We start from the raw sequence: 16193 nt of genomic DNA, 5'->3' as shown, positions 1-16193 counted from the left end.
CACCTCACTGAGTTGGTGCGTAAGCGATCGCTTTGATCTCGATACGCAGGTGGGGGTGGGGGAGCTGATGCACTGCCACCGTCGTCCGGGTCGGGCCCTGCTCGTCAAAATATTCGGCATAAACGGCGTTGTAGCTGCCAAAATCGTTCATATCGACCAGGAAGGTGCTGATCTCCACCACGTTAGCCAGGCTCGCTCCTTCGCTAGCAAGGATGTCGCGAATATTCTCAATCACTGCCCGCGTCTGAGAGCGAATATCAAGCTGAGTGGTCCCCATCTCATCGACGTCAACGCCTTCGAAACTGTTATCTGGGCGACGCGAGCTGGTACCAGAGACAAACAAAAAGTCTCCGGCGCGTTTGATATGAGGAAAAGCGCCCCGGGGTTTGGCCTTGCCCTGAACCAGGGTGGCACGGCTGGTATGCATGACATGCTCCTTGCTATTGGATTAGCGGCAGGTGAACGCGGATTCACCGAAACCGGCAACTTCTACACTGACGTGGACGCCTGGGCGCAACGCTTCAGCAGCGGTGGCGGCTCCGGCCATGATCAGGCTGCCAGCGGGCAGGCTGAGCCCCGCCTCGCTAACCAACTTGGAGGCCTCAGCCACGCTGCGCAGCGGATTACCGAGAATCGCGGCGGTGGAGCCGACCTGCGCCAGTTGACCATCCAGGCGCATCAGCACTCCGGCGTTGTCCAGGCCCGAGAGGTTCCGGGACCAGGGCCCCACCACCAAGCCAGAGGAGGAGCAGTTGTCTGCCACCACGTCTTCAAGACTAAATTTGAACGCCTCATAGCGGGAGTCGATAATCTCGATGGCCGGCGCGAATGCCTCAATATGCTCGGCAGCCTCCAATAGGGTCAGTGGGCGGTCGATAGCGCGACCAACCAGGAAGCACACTTCCGGCTCGGCACGAGGGTGGATATAACGCGACAGCGCCACTTCGCCACCGTCCTCTTCCAGCATGGCATCGGTAAGCCAGCCCCAGATCAGGCTGTCCACACCCATTTGCTGCATTTTGGCGCGGCTAGTGAAGCCCAACTTGATACCAATGCTGCGCTCGCCGTCTGCGTAGCGGCGCTGCATGGAGACGCGCTGGATCTCATAGGCCTGCGCCAAAGAAAAAGGCGTATGGGTGCTGAACTGAGCCAGTGGTTCGGCATGTCGAGCAGCCTGATCCAGTGCCGTGGCGATGGTGGAAATATTGATGCTCATGCGGGCTCTCCCTGTGTAGCCAGAAGATCCAGCGCCACGTCGACGATCATATCTTCCTGGCCACCCACCATCTTGCGGCGGCCCAGCTCCACTAAAATATCAATCGTTTTCAAACCATAACGCTCGGCGGCAGCCTCTGCGTGGCGCAGAAAACTGGAATAAACGCCCGCATAACCTAACGCCAGGGTCTCGCGATCTACCCGCACTGGACGGTCCTGCAGCGGTCGCACTATATCGTCGGCGGCGTCTATCAAGGTGTAGAGGTCAGTGCCGTGATTCCAGCCCATGCGTTCGGCAGCGGCAATGAAGACTTCCAAGGGAGCATTGCCAGCGCCGGCCCCCATGCCTGCAAGGCTGGCGTCGACCCGGTCACAGCCTGTTTCCACTGCAGCCATAGAGTTAGCCACGCCGAGACTCAGGTTATGATGGGCATGGATTCCTAGTTGAGTCGCTGGATTAAGCACTGCTTTCATGGCGCTTACGCGATCGCGCACACCATCCATAGTCAGGGCGCCGCCAGAATCCACCACGTAAATGGTCTGGGCACCGAAGGACTCCATCAGCCTCCCCTGCTCGGCCAGCCCCTCGGGCGTCTGCATGTGGCTCATCATTAAAAAGCCCACGGTATCCATACCCAGCTTGCGAGCATGCTCGATATGCTGACGAGAGACATCCGCTTCGGTGCAGTGGGTAGCAATCCGAGCCCCCCGGGCACCAGCAGCATAGGCTGCGTCCAGGTCATGTACGGTGCCAATTCCAGGCAACAACAGGGTGGTGATCATGGCATGCTCGACCACCTCGGCCACTGCGGCAATCCACTCCAGGTCACTGTGGGCTCCAAAGCCGTAGTTGAAGCTGGATCCTTGCAAACCGTCACCATGGGCGACTTCAATAGAGTCCACTTTAGCTGCGTCGAGCGCGCGGGCAATTCGCTGGACATCCTCAATGCTGTACTGATGACGCACTGCATGACTGCCATCACGCAAGGTCACATCAGAGATATAAAGTTTCTTGTTCATCATGAAGCTCCTCAGGCAATGGCGGCCAGCAAGCGGGTTTCAGCGAGGCGCTCAGCACAGCTTTTCGCAGCAGAGGTCATAATGTCTAGATTGCCGGCATAGGCGGGTAAATAGTGAGCAGCCCCTTCAACCTCCAGGAAGATCGAGGTCTTGAGACCGTGAGTTAGGCCTAGGCCGGGTAAGTTAACCGGACACTCCACGGGCACTGACTCGAACTGCACCTGCTGTTTAAGGCGATAGCCCGGCACATAGGCTTGCACCGCAGCCACCATTGCATTGATAGAGGCTTCAATGGCGTTTCGGTCTGCCTCCTCAGAGAGTACGAAAACGCTATCGCGCATGATCAATGGAGGCTCGGCAGGATTGAGAACGATGATTGCCTTACCCTTGGCAGCACCGCCACAGGATTCGATGGCCTGGGAGGTGGTCTCGGTAAATTCATCAATATTGGCGCGGGTACCCGGGCCAGCAGACTTGCTGGAAATAGAGGCGACAATCTCGCCGTAGTGCACTCTGGCAACCTGGGCAACTGCCGCTACCATAGGGATGGTGGCCTGGCCGCCACACGTAACCATATTGATATTCGGAGCATCCAGATGCTCATCCATATTGATCGACGGAATCACATAGGGACCAATGGCTGCTGGGGTCAGGTCGATGACGTTGATACCGCGATCTTGTAGCATCTCGTTGTGACGCTTATGGGCGCCAGCAGAAGTGGCGTCAAAGACGATTTTGATGTCGTCAACATTCTCCATGGCCAGCAGACCATCAATTCCCTCGGCAGTCGTAGGGACGCCGAAGCGCTGGGCGCGCGCCAAACCGTCTGAGGCCGGATCAATTCCCACCATGGCTCCCATTTCAAGGTACTGGCCGTGCTGCAGAATTTTAATCATCAGATCGGTGCCGATATTGCCGGAGCCAATGATGGCCACTTTGACTTTTTTGCTCATGATCTTTTCTCTCATTGTGGCTTGGCGAAAGCAGCGGTCACACCACCCAGGCCTTGTATTTCGGCGTGAAAGATATCGCCTGCTGCTGCGGGCACCATGGGGCCAAGAGCACCGGTGAGCAGAATGTCACCAGCGCGCAACGGCTCCCCGAAGCTGGCCATGGTATCGGCCAGCCATACGGCGGCATTCAAGGGATTGTCGAGACAGGCAGCACCCGCACCCACTGACACTGGCTCACCGCGCAAGGTCATCTTCATACCGCAACGCACTAAGTCGAGAACCTCCAGCTTCACTGGACGGCTGCCGAGTACAAAGCAGCCCGATGAGGCGTTGTCGGCGATGGTGTCCTCAAGGCGGATATCCCATTTAGCGATGCGACTCCCCACCACCTCAATGGCAGGTAAAGCGAAGGCGGTAGCCCGAATCAGATCCGCTAAGGTATGGCGCTCGTGATCCAGGTCATGCGCCAGCACCAGAGCGATCTCCGCTTCCACTTTGGGCTGAAGCACGGCATCCACTGCGATAGGCTGACCGTCACCCACCGCCATATCGGCGAAAAGCACTCCGAAATCAGGCTGATTAACCCCTAACTGCTGCTGTACGGAGCGAGAAGTAAGCCCTACCTTAAAGCCCACTTGGCGGCGCCCCTGCTCCCGGGCTAGGCGAGTGTTGTGCTGTTGGACGGCGTAGGCTAAGGCCACCGGGTCAGCGGCGTTCTCCTCCACCTGGGCACGGGCAATCAGCTCACGCACCGGCTTACAGGGCTGTCCTGTCGCCTGGGCTTGGCTGAGGCGCTCTGCGGCCTCGATCAGGGCAGTATGCATAGCAATCTCCTCGCTCACGGGTTAACGCAGATGGTGGTCAGTTCGGAATAAAAATCGAGGGAGTGGCGGCCGCCCTCGCGTCCAAGGCCAGAAAGCCGCGCTCCTCCGAAGGGCGTGCGCAAGTCGCGCAGGAACCAGGTATTGACCCATACCATGCCCACATGGAACTGACGAGAAACTCGGTGGGCACGGCCCAGATCCTGGGTCCAAAGCGCTGTTGCCAGGCCATAAACGGTATTGTTAACCCGCTCGATCACCTCATCCTCACGGTCGAAGGGGGCGATATGGCAGACAGGCCCAAAGACCTCCTCCTGGACACAGCGAGCATCGTCGGCCAGGCCGGTCCAGATAGTTGGCCGTACATAAGCCCCCTGATCGCGAGCATCGCCAAACGTTGGCACTTCGCCGCCAGTCACCACAGTGGCGCCCTCTTCCCGAGCTAATTCAAAGTAGCTGAGTACCTTCTCGCGATGCTGGCGAGAGATCATTGACCCCATATCAACACCGGGCTCATCCGGATAGCCGATTTTGAGCCCTTCGGCTTTCTCTTTGAGAGCGGCCACGAAACGCTCAAAAATAGGACGCTCTACATAGACTCGTTCGGAGCAGAGGCACACCTGACCGGCATTGGTGAAACTGGAGCGGGCCACGCCAGCCACCGCCGCCTCAAAATCACAGTCAGCAAAGACCACGGCGGCATTCTTGCCGCCCAATTCGAAGGAAACGTCACGAACACCCTCGGCGGCCACCTTCATGATTTCACTGCCGGTGCGAGACTCACCGGTAAAGGTGATAGCGTCTACGTCGGGGTGTTTGGTCAAAAACTCACCGGCGGAGCCTGGGCCAAAGCCATGGATCAGGTTGAATACGCCTTCGGGCAGCCCTGCGTCATGAATCACTTCGGCCAACAGAGTAGCTGTGGAGGGAGATTCTTCAGAGGGCTTAACCACTACCGAGTTACCGCAAGCCAAGGCGGGTGCCACCTTCCAGGTAAGCAACAGCATCGGTAGGTTCCAGGGGGAGATAATCGCAACCACACCATGGGGTTTACGCACCGAGTAGCTGAACACATCACTGCCATCGGGAGCACGCATCTCGAAGTAATCGCCGCCAGACTGGCGGATAAGCTCGGCAAAAGTGCGGAAGTTGTGCACACCACGCGCGATATCCAGACGGCGAGCCTGTTCCACCGGGCGACCGGTGTCGGCCACCTCTGCGGCCACAAATTCTTCAAAACGGCGCTCGATACCCGCGGCGATACGCATCAGCACATCGGCTCGTTCACTGGCACTGGTGCGGGCCCAAGGGCCAGATTGGGCGGCTTTGGCGGCACTAACGGCGCGCCCCACCAAAGCTTCGTCGGCTTCGCAGACCTGACTCAGCAAACGGCCATCGATGGGTGAGATATTGGGGAAAGTCTGTTCGGTGGCAAGAAATTCACCGCCGACATAATTGAGAAGCTGGGGGGCTATGGTCGACACGGTTGTCTCCGAAACGTTGTTTTAATTCATTTCGGAAGAGTGTAGGCAGGGCAGGTATCATTGCATAATCAATAAAAACCTATCAGGTATTTAAAAAAAGAATACCTGACCCTGTCAGCGCCCGGCCCCTCCCCATCAAGCCGCCAATCCAAAAAGGGCACCTGGTTATATAAGCGTTGTAAACTCATAGCCGTAGAACTCTGAGCGCAAAAATGCACTGAAGTCACGCCTCCTTGAGGCATTCACGAAACAGTTTTGCGGCAGGGCCTAGCTCTCGACCAGAAGCGGAAAAGCAACCGATATCGCCAAAAGCCAGCGACTTTCCGAGCTTAAAAACCTTGAGTAGCCCCGCCTCTGCGAAAGGCGAAGCCGCCTCGTAAGGCATCAAAGCAACGGTTTCTTGATCTTGCATCAAGGTTAAATTCGTCAGAATGGATAAAGACTCGACAACATTGGAGGGAACGGTCAAACCCTCTTCGGCAAAAAGCTTATCGGCAGTACGTCTTAGTAATGACTCTCGAGTAGGCAGGACCCATGGAAAGGGATGTAACTTCTCAAGGGTTAACAATTGGCTTTCGTGTAGGGGATGTTTCGCACCAGCGACAATGCATAACTCTTCACTGTAGAGGGTGTCCACCGTAAGGCTATTAGCCTCATCTCGCCAACGCCAGTCATCAGGAACACGCCCAACCACCAAGTCAACGTCGCCCACTTCCACTGCAGGAAACAGTTGATCCATCTGACCGACACGCAAAGACACCATGACGTTGGGTGCTCTTTGCTTAAGCAATCGGATTGCTTTTGGAAGTAAAGAAACTGAAGCCGAAATCAACGTGCCGACAACGACATGACCACTGGTTCCCTCCTGAAAAGCATTCACTTCGTCTGTCAGACTACGCAGCTCTGCCATCAGCAGTTTTGCACGTTTCAAAACAAGCTCACCTAGCTCAGTGGGAACTACACCTCGGTTTCCCCTAACGAGAAGCGGGCTGTCAAAATACACTTCTAAATCATGTATCACTTTGCTAACGGCTGGCTGTGTCAAATTGAGCATCTGGGAAGCTCGTAGCATTGAGCCGCTTAAAACCACCTGCTCAAAAACCATTAGCTGATGAAATTTCAACTTACGTGTAATAGAGGAATCTGTGTATTTCATAGCTTTATGGCATACCGAGTGGTTGGCAATCTTGAGACAAGCAAACCTCCATGGAACATGGTCATGCCGTGCAGAACAGCGCTGCCAGCGTTAGAACCAGTCACGTTTCCATGGAGCAACCACTCAAAAAGTGGGTAACCGTAAGTACACCCTACTAGTGGTATAAGTATCAATAATTTCTCAAGTATTGTTGGAAAAGCTCATAGTGCAACACTCCAACACACAGAAAAGCCGCTACTAAAAAGTAGCGGCTTCATACTTGCCAGCATGGCACTAACGTTTTAGAAGCTGAATACAGGAATGGCGGGATCGCGCATCATTTCTGCCATTGGTCCTGGCGCCGCAACACCAACGCCTTCAAGTAGATCTTCTTGGGTGTAATCGGTGTTAGGTAAGTAGATGGCACATACATCGACACTGACGCCTTCACCCATCAACATTTTCAACATACCTTCAGGTTTAACCTGCCCTGCAGGGTTACTGGGCGGGGTATTGACCGCTGCTTCACTTTCATAGCCATCTACCGCAAGATCACCCGCAGCATCACACAGCAAGATATGTAGATCCGTGCCCTGCTGACGCATCGCATTGCCTAATATCATTGCCATTGATTGCGTCTGTACTGCGTCGCTGGTCAGAATCATTAACGCTTTATCGCTTTCGGCATCGTGGTTATCTGCGCTAGCCACCATCGGTACTAAAGCCAACACACCGGCCATTACTAATGTTTTATGCATCGTTATCTCCTTATCAATCTGTGCGATTTGTTGCTTTAAATGCTTTTCTGCGCTACTTCGACTCATACCAAGCGGTGTCAGGATTAACGTCATAACTCCAGGGCAATCCCGAATTACGCCACCCATCACGCGCCCTCACACCTTTTGAGTCACCTTCAGCAAGCGTACCCCCTTCAAAGCCATCGCTAACCGAATACACCTGCGAAAATCCCATCTCTGCGATCAGATCTGCAGCGGGTGCGCTGCGGGTTGCTCCAGAGCGGCACATTACGATGATCGGAGTATCGTCATTTGCTTGATGCGCCTCGAGCGCGGCACGGATTTGTTCGGCAAAATTGGCGTTACGAACCGTTGGCCATGTTTTGCTATCAGCATCGAACTGAGTCGTGTCCGTTAGTACCCATGGCACATGAATATCAGTGGGTTCTGCAAAACCGGTGAATTTAATTTCGACGGGATCACGCACATCAATCAACAATGCATCGTCTTCTTGCTGTAGCAGGTCATAGGCTTCGCGAGCGGTCACATACAAGCCCAACTGCGTTTCTCGATAAGAGGGCGTATCTTCAGCCTGAGCGACGGTGATGACACTCATGCTCAGTGCCATCAAGGCGGCAAGGGCAGAATTACGGTACGGAAGCTCAGCAAAATAGCTTGCAACTCCAGACATAACAAAATCCTCTAAAGAAATAACTCTATGGACTTAATATAGCTGGAAAGGTGCAGAACTACCTGCGGCGTTTTGTCACTAGCCAGAAGTAGGAGACTGTTAGCTAGCCTTGACGTAACAATGCAAGACACCATCGCTAACAGCCTTCGTTGTGCCTAAACGAAGCAGTTCGCTTTTAAGCATTCAGTGGCGTTAAAACAACGCCCCCAAACGACTAATGGTTTAACTACCCTGCCGGATACATTAGCGATTAACATTCAATAGCATTGACGGCCAGTCCACCTTTGGAAGTTTCCTTATATTTATCAAGCATGTCTCTCCCCGTATCACGCATAGTGCGAATGACCTTATCCAACGATATAAAGTGAGTACCATCACCATGCAACGCCATTTGCGCTGCATTAATGGCTTTTATGGTGGCAATAGCGTTGCGCTCGATACACGGCACCTGAACCAGCCCTCCCACCGGGTCGCAGGTTAACCCTAAATTATGTTCCAGGCCGATTTCGGCCGCATGCTCTACTTGCTCGGGCGTTCCTCCCATCACATCCGCTAAGCCAGCTGCCGCCATGGCGCACGCCGAGCCAACTTCCCCCTGGCAGCCCACTTCCGCCCCCGATATAGACGCGTTCTTCTTACAGAGAATGCCAATCGCACCTGCCGCTAGCAGGAAATCCACGACGTTTTTCTCGCAAGCGTTGGGCTGAAATTTCATATAGTAGTGCAGAACGGCAGGAATAATGCCTGCAGCGCCGTTGGTGGGCGCCGTTACCATGCGCCCTCCTGCGGCATTCTCTTCATTAACCGCGAGGGCAAAAATATTCACCCACTCCATCGCTGAAAACGTCGATGCGATTAGACAATCATTCTGTTCAGCCGCTAAAAGCCGCTGATGCAGCAGCTTAGCTCTACGTTTTACGTTTAACCCACCCGGCAATATCCCTTCATGAGTTAATCCATTGTCGATGCATTCACACATGACTTGCCAGATTCGCCACAACTCATTTCTGACCTCGTCTTCCGTCCGCCATACTTTCTCATTCTCTAGCATTAAGCGGCTAATACTCAGCTGCTCTTTTTTACATAATGCTAGCAGCTCTTCAGCTGTATCGAAGTTGTAGGGAATAGTTGCCCCATCAAAATCCTCTAACGGCATATCTACCTGGGCTTGTTCAACAACAAAACCGCCCCCCACCGAGTAGTAGATATTTTCATGCAGCAATTCACCTTGATGTGTGAAGGCAGCAAGCCGCATGGCATTAGGATGATGAGGCAAACTCTCTTCATGAAAATAAATATCGCGATCCCAATCAAAAGCGATTGTTTTTTGGCGTCCAAGTTCTAATAACTGACTCTCTTTAAGCGACGCAATAGATGGCCTAATAATCAAAGGGTCAATCGTGTCGGGGCGCTCACCCATCAGCCCCATAATAATCGCGTGATCCGTTGCGTGCCCTACGCCCGTCGCTGACAGTGAGCCATAAAGATGAACGTCTAGATGGGCCACTTCATCAAGAAGGTCGGCGTCGCGTAGTGATGTAACATACTTAAAAGCGGCCTGCATGGGCCCGACGGTATGGGAACTGGAGGGGCCTACTCCAATCTTAAAAAGGTCGAAAACACTGATAGGCATTGGAGCACCTCTTGACGTATAAACAGGGAAAAATCAGGCGATGCCTGAAAATTTCAATAAGTTATTTATGTGATAAAAAATAAAACCAATCTATCTTTTATTGAAGATATTTTTATATTTATAAAACAATACGTTTAAGCACGACTTATCACACATAACTTCTCACATATAACAAGGGGTTGCATATCGCTCTGGCAAAAGCTTAGCAGCGACAGCAACCCAACTATAAAAGCGTGTTCGAACTGTTTGCGTTTACTAACAGTAGAATTAGATAAAAAGCATTAGTTACCAAAAACCACCGTGCGCCCCGAGTAAAAGAACACACGACGTTCTAAATGATAGCTAATCGCTCTGGCCAGGGTGAGACACTCAATATCCCGCCCCTTGGCCACCAGATCCTCGGGATAATGGGTATGGTCGACGGGTTCGACCCCTTGAGCAATAATTGGCCCTTCATCAAGGTCATTATTAATATAATGCGCCGTTGCACCCACTAGCTTAACCCCTTTCTCATACGCCTGATGATAAGGCTTAGCGCCTTTAAAACCGGGCAGTAGAGAGTGATGAATATTGATGGCTCGTCCGGCTAATAGTTCACACATTGAGGGGGAGAGTACCTGCATATACCTTGCCAGCACCACCAGCTCAGCGTCAGTATCCGCGATGATTTCGCGTATCTGCGCTTCCTGCTGCAATTTCGTCTCGGGCGTGATCGGCAGGTAGTGATAGGGCAAATCGTGCCATGCTGCCAACGGCTCCAGATCAGGATGGTTGGAAATCACCGCTTTGATATCCAGCGGAAGCTGGCCCGTCCGATAACGGTAGAGCAGATCATTCAAGCAGTGATCGGCCTTGGAGACCATAATCACGGTGCCTGTGCGTTTGCCCGGCGCCGTCAGTTCAAACTGCATATCGAATTCGCCTGCCCGCGCTGCAAAATCGGCGTGGAAGCGCTCTTCATGGAAGTCGTCTCGCTCTGGTCGAAACTCGGCGCGAATGAAAAAGCGTCCACCAAGCCGGTCATCGAAAGAGTTAAGTTCAGTGATATAGCACTGCTGCTCTTTTAAAAAGCGCGTGACGACGTCCACCGTTCCCAAACGGCTTGGGCATTGGGCGGCAAGTATCCAGGTATCACTCATTCGGCTCATAGTGCATGTATCTCTGTTAGCGGCAGAAAGTAGCGGCCGAAACAGCGTTTCGGCCTGCCTGCTTATTGTTCTACGTTCACGCCATACTCTGCTGCTGCATCCAGTAGCCAGCGGTAGCAGTAGTCGGCAAAACTGCGCCGCACGACTAACTCCCAACGCTCCTCACTGGGCCGACGAAGGATGGTCGTGGCCTTGGCGAAAACGGTAGTAACGCCTTTGCCCACTGGAAAATGGCGGGGATGAACGTCGTAGATCACCGCTTTCATCAACAGCTCGCGGGCCGCCTCTCCGGTAATCTCTAACACCGTCTGCCCACCGCTGACATCGCTGATGGCGTAATGGGAATCCCCTAAACGCTCCCGCAGCTGCGTCTCTAGCGGGAACTCCTCACCGCCAGGCACAATTACCAGCCACTCGTCAGGGGAAAGCCACTGAATAGAACGCTCGCCGCTGGCATCCTGCACCAGCGCCTGGGGCTTACCAGGTAAGCTAATCCCCAGCACGTCGCGCACCGCCTCATCGAGAACGATAGCACCGCCTCGTAAGATCAGATGCCCTAGCATTGCCCGCTCGCGTAGCTGAACCCGACTTGAACTACCAGCACGAGGAGCGCCGCTATGACGGTAGCTAAAGGCTAACGGAGACTCTACCGGGATAGCGGTATCAGTACGGGTATCGAAAGTGGCCGCATTAGACATTTTGGCGCTCTCCCTTGGGATCATAAAAAATGGTGCTGACGATTTCGGCTTCGTGAACTTGGCCGTCTGCCATGGGCAGATAGACGGTTTCGCCCATTTTCTTGAGGCCGCCCTTAACCACCGCTAAGGCAAATCCAGAGTCCATAATTGGGCTGTAGTAGCTTGAGGTCACATGCCCCACCATGGGCATCGGGATCGCATGCTTGGGATCAAACACAATCTGGGCGCCCTCTTCCAGCACCACCGTTGGATCCTTCGGTTTGAGACCCACCAACTGCTTGCGGTTTTCGCGCTTGGTATCCGTTCGTGTCAGGGCTCGCTTACCAATCCATGAGAAAGGCTTGTCGTAACCTACGCACCACTGCATGCCCAGGTCTTCCGGCGTTACCGAGCCGTCGGTTTCCTGGCCAACGATAATAAAGCCTTTTTCAGCACGCAGGACGTGCATGGTCTCTGTGCCGTAGGGCGTCAAGCCATACTTTTCGCCATGCTTGAACAGGGTCTGCCACACGTGCATGGCGTAGTTGGCTTGAACGTTAATCTCAAAGGTCAACTCACCGGTAAAGGAGATCCGATAGACACGCGCAGTCACCCCAGCCACTTTTCCAGCACGCCACTCCATAAACTTGAAGCTATCGCGGTCGAGATCGATATCCGTCATCTCAGCCAGCAGCTTGCGCGCTTCGGGGCCAGTGATCGTCATGGTGGCCCAGTGGTCAGTCACTGAAGAGAAGTAGACATCCAGTTCTGGCCACTCGGTCTGATGCCATAACTCCAACCATTCCAATATCGCTGCTGCACCACCGGTGGTGGTAGTCATCAAAAAGTGATTTTCAGCAAGACAGCTGGTCACACCGTCATCGGTGACCATGCCATCATCTTTACACATCAAGCCGTAGCGGCACTTACCAACCGCCAGTTTCTCCCACTTGTTGGTATAGACACGCGCCAGGAATTCACGCGCATCCGGCCCTTGAATGTCGATCTTGCCAAGCGTCGAAGCATCGAGAATACCCACTTTCTCGCGCACCGCTAAACATTCGCGAGCTACCGCTTCGTGCATGGTCTCGGTCTTGCCATTCACCTGCTGTGGGTAGTACCAGGGACGCTTCCACTGACCGACATCCTCAAACTCGGCACCGCGCTCAACGTGCCACTGATGAAGAGCGGTATAGCGCTCGGGATCGAACAGATCACGGCAGTGACGACCCACGATGGCGCCAAAGGTCACCGGCGTATAATTAGGCCGAAATACCGTGGTGCCCACCTCGGGGATGGAGCGGTTCAGGCAGCGAGCTGCAATGGCCATACCGTTAATATTGCCCAACTTGCCTTGATCGGTACCGAACCCCATCGCGGTATAGCGCTTAATATGCTCGATAGACTCAAAGCCTTCCCGGGTAGCCAGTTCGATGCCCGCCGCAGTGACGTCGTTCTGCAGGTCGACGAATTGCTTCGGCCCGCGCAGCGTGGATTTCTCATGGGGAATCTGAAAAAGTGCCACCGCAGGCCCCTGCTGGAGGCGTTCAACGCTAGGCAGGTTAACCGGCTGAGCCGCGTGGCCTGTGGCTGCTGCTGCTTTAACACCAGCCTCAACACCCTCGGCAAGTACGTCTCCCAGCGCATAGGTGCCATTAGCGCCACCGCAGGCATGAACGCCCTTCACTAGCCCTGGCACAAAGCCGAGGATATCGTCACGCCAAGTAGGCCGCGCGCCGGTATGGGAAGCCAAGTGGATGACCGGACTATAGCCACCTGAGCTAGCAATAGTGTCGCAGGCCAACTCCTGGACTGGGCCACTGACTCGGTAAGCGCCAATATCGATCTTGGCCACCCGAGCGGCAGTGACTCGGTTGCTGCCTTTCGCCTCGATAACGGCACTGCCGGTGATGATCTTGATACCTTGGGCACGGGCGGCATCGACCCAATCCCCTGCAGGCGCTTCGCGGGCATCAACAACCGCCACCACCTCGCAGCCTGCTTCCTTCCAGTCTAAGGCGGCGCGATAGCCATCGTCGTTGCTGGTGGAGAGCACCAGTTGGCGGCCTGGCACGACACCATAGCGTCGAATGTAGGTAGAAACAGCGCTTGCCAATAGGTTGCCTGGAACGTCATTTCCCGCATACACCAATGGTCGCTCGTGAGCGCCTGTGGCTAGGATCACCTGACCAGCGCGAACTCGATGCATACGGGAACGTACCGGTCGGCGGCCATTGACGACAGGCGCCGTTTCGCCCAGATGCTCAGTACGCCGCTCGTGCAGTGTCACAAAATTGTGATCGTGATAGCCGTTAGCCGTGGTGCGTGGCAGCAGTGTGACGTTCTCACATCCGGCTAGCTCTTCAAGCACTCGAGCAACCCACTGGTCTGCCGACTTGCCATCCAGAGTTTCGCGGCTACCCAACAGTGATCCGCCCATCTCTTCTTGCTCATCGGCAACGATCACCCGCGCACCGCCACGGGCAGCAGCCAATGCTGCAGACAAGCCAGCAGCGCCAGCGCCAACGACCAGCACATCGCAGTGTTGATGAAGGTGGTCATAGCTATCTGGATCGGCTTCCATAGGGCTGCGGCCCAGGCCTGCCGCCTTACGAATGTACTTTTCGTAGGTCAGCCACATCGACGCCGGTGCCATAAACGTCTTGTAGTAGAAGCCCGGCGGCATAAATTGCCCACCTAACTTGCCTATCAAGCCCATCAAGTCGCGCTGTACATTAGGCCAACCGTTGGTGCTACAGGCGGCTAATCCATCAAACAGTGCTTGCTGGGTAGCGCGAACATTGGGTACCTGTGCCGCTTCGGTACTGCCTAATTGAACAATGGCATTGGGTTCTTCGGCGCCTGCGGCGACGATTCCTCGGGGGCGCGAGTACTTGAAACTGCGGTTAACGATATCCACGCCGTTAGCCAACAGCGCCGAGGCCAGGGTATCTCCAGGGTGCCCTTGGTAACGCTGACCGTTAAAGGTAAAGCTCAACGTGCGAGAGCGATCGATTCGGCCACCTGTCTTTAGGCGGAACACTTGTTGCTTAGACTGACTCATGCCCGCACTCCTTCTTGATGGCTTACCGCTGCCGCCTCGCGAGGCTGCTTTTGGCTGTCGGCGGTAATCGTCGGCTGCTCGCCCATTTTGTAGGTCTCAAGAATCTCGTAGCTCACCGTGTGGCGCGTCACGTTGAAGAACTTGCGGCAACCCACCGCATGCACCCACATTTCGTGATGCACCCCTCTGGGATTGTTGCGGAAGAAAAGGTAGTTCCCCCACTCTTCATCGCTACACGCCTCGGGCTCTTTGGGTCGCTCAATATGCGCCTGGCCCTTGGGGTGAAACTCCTCTTCCTCACGGTGCTCGCCGCAGTAGGGGCAATAGATATAAAACATGGCGGATACTCCTCTCGTATTTACCCTAGTGGGCCACGCCGGCGGCGCCGTGCTCATCAATCAGTGCACCGCTATGGAAGCGGAACATGGAGAACGGCTCAGCAATGGGGTGCATTTCACCCTTAGCCAAGCTGGCAGCGAACACGTGACCCGATCCTGGAGTAGCTTTGAAGCCACCCGTGCCCCAACCACAGTTGAAGAACAACCCCTTCACCGGTGTTTTAGAGATAATCGGACAGGCATCCGGACAGGTATCGACAATACCGCCCCACTGACGATTCATACGCACCCGAGAGAAGATCGGGAACATCTCGACGATCGCCTGAAGGGTGTGTTCCACGGTAGGATAGCTACCGCGCTGACCATAGCCGTTATAGCCGTCAATGCCAGCGCCGATGACTAGGTCGCCTTTATCAGACTGACTGATATAGCCATGCACGTGATTAGACATCACCACGGTATCGAGAATCGGTTTGATCGGCTCGGAGACCAAGGCTTGTAGCGGGTGGGATTCCAAAGGCAACTGAAAGCCGCCCATATTGGCCAACACGCCAGAATTACCGGCGGTCACACAGCCCACTGTCTTGGCTTCGATATCGCCACGGTTGGTGTGCACACCGTAGATCCTACCGTCACGGATTTTGAAGCCGGTAACTTCGGTCTGCTGGAGAATGTCTACCCCGTGAGCATCAGCACCGCGCGCATAGCCCCAGGCCACAGCATCATGCCGCGCTACCCCAGCACGCGGCTGCCAGGAAGCGCCCATCACTGGGTAGCGAGCATTCTTGGAACAATCCATGATTGGCACCAGCGCCTGCACACCTTTGGTGTCCAGCACTTCGCCATCAATGCCGTTTAGGCGATTCGCGTTAACCCGGCGCTGGATATCGCGCATATCCTGCAAGGTATGCCCCAGGTTGAGCACCCCTCGCTGGGAAAACATGACGTTGTAGTTAAGGTCTTGAGAAAGCCCTTCCCACAGCTTCATGGCATGTTCGTAAAGGGCTGCCGATTCGTCCCATAAGTAGTTCGAACGCACGATGGTCGTATTACGGGCGGTATTACCACCGCCCAACCAGCCCTTCTCGATCACCGCGACATTCTTGACACCGAACTCTTTGGCCAAGTAGTAAGCCGTGGCCAAACCGTGGCCACCACCACCGACGATGATCACATCGTACTGCTTCTTAGGCGTGGGATTGCGCCATTGGCGCTCCCAGTTTTCATGGTGGCTCAGCGCGTGCTTGACCAGGCCGAAGCCGGAATAGCGTTGCATA

Annotated in this window: 15 protein-coding genes; all 15 read right to left on the bottom strand. The window is 54.6% G+C overall.

Features of this window, described 5'->3' with window-relative positions; translation table 11 throughout:
• Positions 1–4: 4 nt before the first annotated feature.
• Complete coding sequence (locus tag ACN06F_RS02145; RefSeq protein WP_253486486.1) at positions 5–427, bottom strand: RidA family protein; 423 nt, start codon at positions 425–427, stop codon at positions 5–7.
• Positions 428–448: 21 nt separating this feature from the next.
• Positions 449–1216 carry a 2-keto-4-pentenoate hydratase gene (locus tag ACN06F_RS02140; RefSeq protein ID WP_253486484.1) on the bottom strand — a complete coding sequence of 256 codons (768 nt, stop codon included), beginning with the start codon at positions 1214–1216 and terminating at the stop codon, positions 449–451.
• Complete coding sequence (gene dmpG / locus ACN06F_RS02135) at positions 1213–2235, bottom strand: 4-hydroxy-2-oxovalerate aldolase (RefSeq protein ID WP_433925101.1); 1023 nt, start codon at positions 2233–2235, stop codon at positions 1213–1215. The genes ACN06F_RS02140 and dmpG overlap by 4 nt, the downstream gene beginning before the upstream one ends.
• An 11-nt stretch (positions 2236–2246) precedes the next feature.
• Positions 2247–3188 carry an acetaldehyde dehydrogenase (acetylating) gene (locus tag ACN06F_RS02130; RefSeq protein WP_433924585.1) on the bottom strand — a complete coding sequence of 314 codons (942 nt, stop codon included), beginning with the start codon at positions 3186–3188 and terminating at the stop codon, positions 2247–2249.
• An 11-nt stretch (positions 3189–3199) separates the two neighbouring features.
• A complete protein-coding gene (locus ACN06F_RS02125) occupies positions 3200–4012 on the bottom strand; it encodes a 2-keto-4-pentenoate hydratase (RefSeq protein WP_120385843.1) in 813 nt (270 codons plus the stop codon).
• A gap of 14 nt (positions 4013–4026) precedes the next feature.
• On the bottom strand, positions 4027–5493 hold the full coding sequence (locus ACN06F_RS02120; protein WP_271910900.1) for a 2-hydroxymuconic semialdehyde dehydrogenase: 1467 nt from the start codon (positions 5491–5493) through the stop codon (positions 4027–4029).
• Between the two features lie 223 nt (positions 5494–5716).
• A complete protein-coding gene (locus ACN06F_RS02115) occupies positions 5717–6649 on the bottom strand; it encodes a LysR family transcriptional regulator (RefSeq protein ID WP_433924584.1) in 933 nt (310 codons plus the stop codon).
• Between the two features lie 281 nt (positions 6650–6930).
• Positions 6931–7386: a hypothetical protein gene (locus tag ACN06F_RS02110; RefSeq protein WP_198350082.1), complete on the bottom strand. Its 456-nt coding sequence runs from the start codon at positions 7384–7386 to the stop codon at positions 6931–6933.
• 52 nt (positions 7387–7438) lie between these two features.
• Entirely contained in the window at positions 7439–8056 is a 618-nt protein-coding gene (locus tag ACN06F_RS02105) for a rhodanese-like domain-containing protein (protein WP_120385846.1), read from the bottom strand.
• Between the two features lie 250 nt (positions 8057–8306).
• Positions 8307–9689, bottom strand: a complete 1383-nt coding sequence (locus ACN06F_RS02100) for an L-serine ammonia-lyase (RefSeq protein WP_038480876.1) — start codon at positions 9687–9689, stop codon at positions 8307–8309.
• A gap of 281 nt (positions 9690–9970) precedes the next feature.
• Positions 9971–10837: a formyltetrahydrofolate deformylase gene (gene purU / locus ACN06F_RS02095; protein ID WP_253486478.1), complete on the bottom strand. Its 867-nt coding sequence runs from the start codon at positions 10835–10837 to the stop codon at positions 9971–9973.
• 62 nt (positions 10838–10899) lie between these two features.
• Complete coding sequence (locus ACN06F_RS02090) at positions 10900–11535, bottom strand: sarcosine oxidase subunit gamma (protein WP_083000855.1); 636 nt, start codon at positions 11533–11535, stop codon at positions 10900–10902.
• On the bottom strand, positions 11528–14578 hold the full coding sequence (locus ACN06F_RS02085) for a sarcosine oxidase subunit alpha family protein (protein WP_433924583.1): 3051 nt from the start codon (positions 14576–14578) through the stop codon (positions 11528–11530). The genes ACN06F_RS02090 and ACN06F_RS02085 overlap by 8 nt, the downstream gene beginning before the upstream one ends.
• Positions 14575–14916, bottom strand: coding sequence for a sarcosine oxidase subunit delta (locus ACN06F_RS02080; protein WP_038480866.1), 342 nt, complete (start codon positions 14914–14916; stop codon positions 14575–14577). The genes ACN06F_RS02085 and ACN06F_RS02080 overlap by 4 nt, the downstream gene beginning before the upstream one ends.
• Before the next feature lie 25 nt (positions 14917–14941).
• A complete protein-coding gene (locus ACN06F_RS02075; RefSeq protein ID WP_083000851.1) occupies positions 14942–16192 on the bottom strand; it encodes a sarcosine oxidase subunit beta family protein in 1251 nt (416 codons plus the stop codon).
• Position 16193 lies beyond the last annotated feature (1 nt).

The sequence above is a fragment of the Vreelandella sp. 21 genome (assembly GCF_050995515.1).
GTDB lineage: Bacteria > Pseudomonadota > Gammaproteobacteria > Pseudomonadales > Halomonadaceae > Vreelandella > Vreelandella alkaliphila.
The sequence above is the reverse complement of the archived record's forward strand: the minus strand, read 5'-3'. Positions and strand labels throughout refer to the sequence as shown.

Coding starts and splice junctions, on each gene's coding strand:
- ACN06F_RS02145 (WP_253486486.1), bottom strand. CDS start 427: ATGCATACCAGCCGTGCCACCCTGGTTCAGGGCAAGGCCAAACCCCGG.
- ACN06F_RS02140 (WP_253486484.1), bottom strand. CDS start 1,216: ATGAGCATCAATATTTCCACCATCGCCACGGCACTGGATCAGGCTGCT.
- dmpG (WP_433925101.1), bottom strand. CDS start 2,235: ATGAACAAGAAACTTTATATCTCTGATGTGACCTTGCGTGATGGCAGT.
- ACN06F_RS02130 (WP_433924585.1), bottom strand. CDS start 3,188: ATGAGCAAAAAAGTCAAAGTGGCCATCATTGGCTCCGGCAATATCGGC.
- ACN06F_RS02125 (WP_120385843.1), bottom strand. CDS start 4,012: ATGCATACTGCCCTGATCGAGGCCGCAGAGCGCCTCAGCCAAGCCCAG.
- ACN06F_RS02115 (WP_433924584.1), bottom strand. CDS start 6,649: ATGAAATACACAGATTCCTCTATTACACGTAAGTTGAAATTTCATCAG.
- ACN06F_RS02110 (WP_198350082.1), bottom strand. CDS start 7,386: ATGCATAAAACATTAGTAATGGCCGGTGTGTTGGCTTTAGTACCGATG.
- ACN06F_RS02105 (WP_120385846.1), bottom strand. CDS start 8,056: ATGTCTGGAGTTGCAAGCTATTTTGCTGAGCTTCCGTACCGTAATTCT.
- ACN06F_RS02100 (WP_038480876.1), bottom strand. CDS start 9,689: ATGCCTATCAGTGTTTTCGACCTTTTTAAGATTGGAGTAGGCCCCTCC.
- purU (WP_253486478.1), bottom strand. CDS start 10,837: ATGAGCCGAATGAGTGATACCTGGATACTTGCCGCCCAATGCCCAAGC.
- ACN06F_RS02090 (WP_083000855.1), bottom strand. CDS start 11,535: ATGTCTAATGCGGCCACTTTCGATACCCGTACTGATACCGCTATCCCG.
- ACN06F_RS02085 (WP_433924583.1), bottom strand. CDS start 14,578: ATGAGTCAGTCTAAGCAACAAGTGTTCCGCCTAAAGACAGGTGGCCGA.
- ACN06F_RS02080 (WP_038480866.1), bottom strand. CDS start 14,916: ATGTTTTATATCTATTGCCCCTACTGCGGCGAGCACCGTGAGGAAGAG.
- ACN06F_RS02075 (WP_083000851.1), bottom strand. CDS start 16,192: ATGCAACGCTATTCCGGCTTCGGCCTGGTCAAGCACGCGCTGAGCCAC.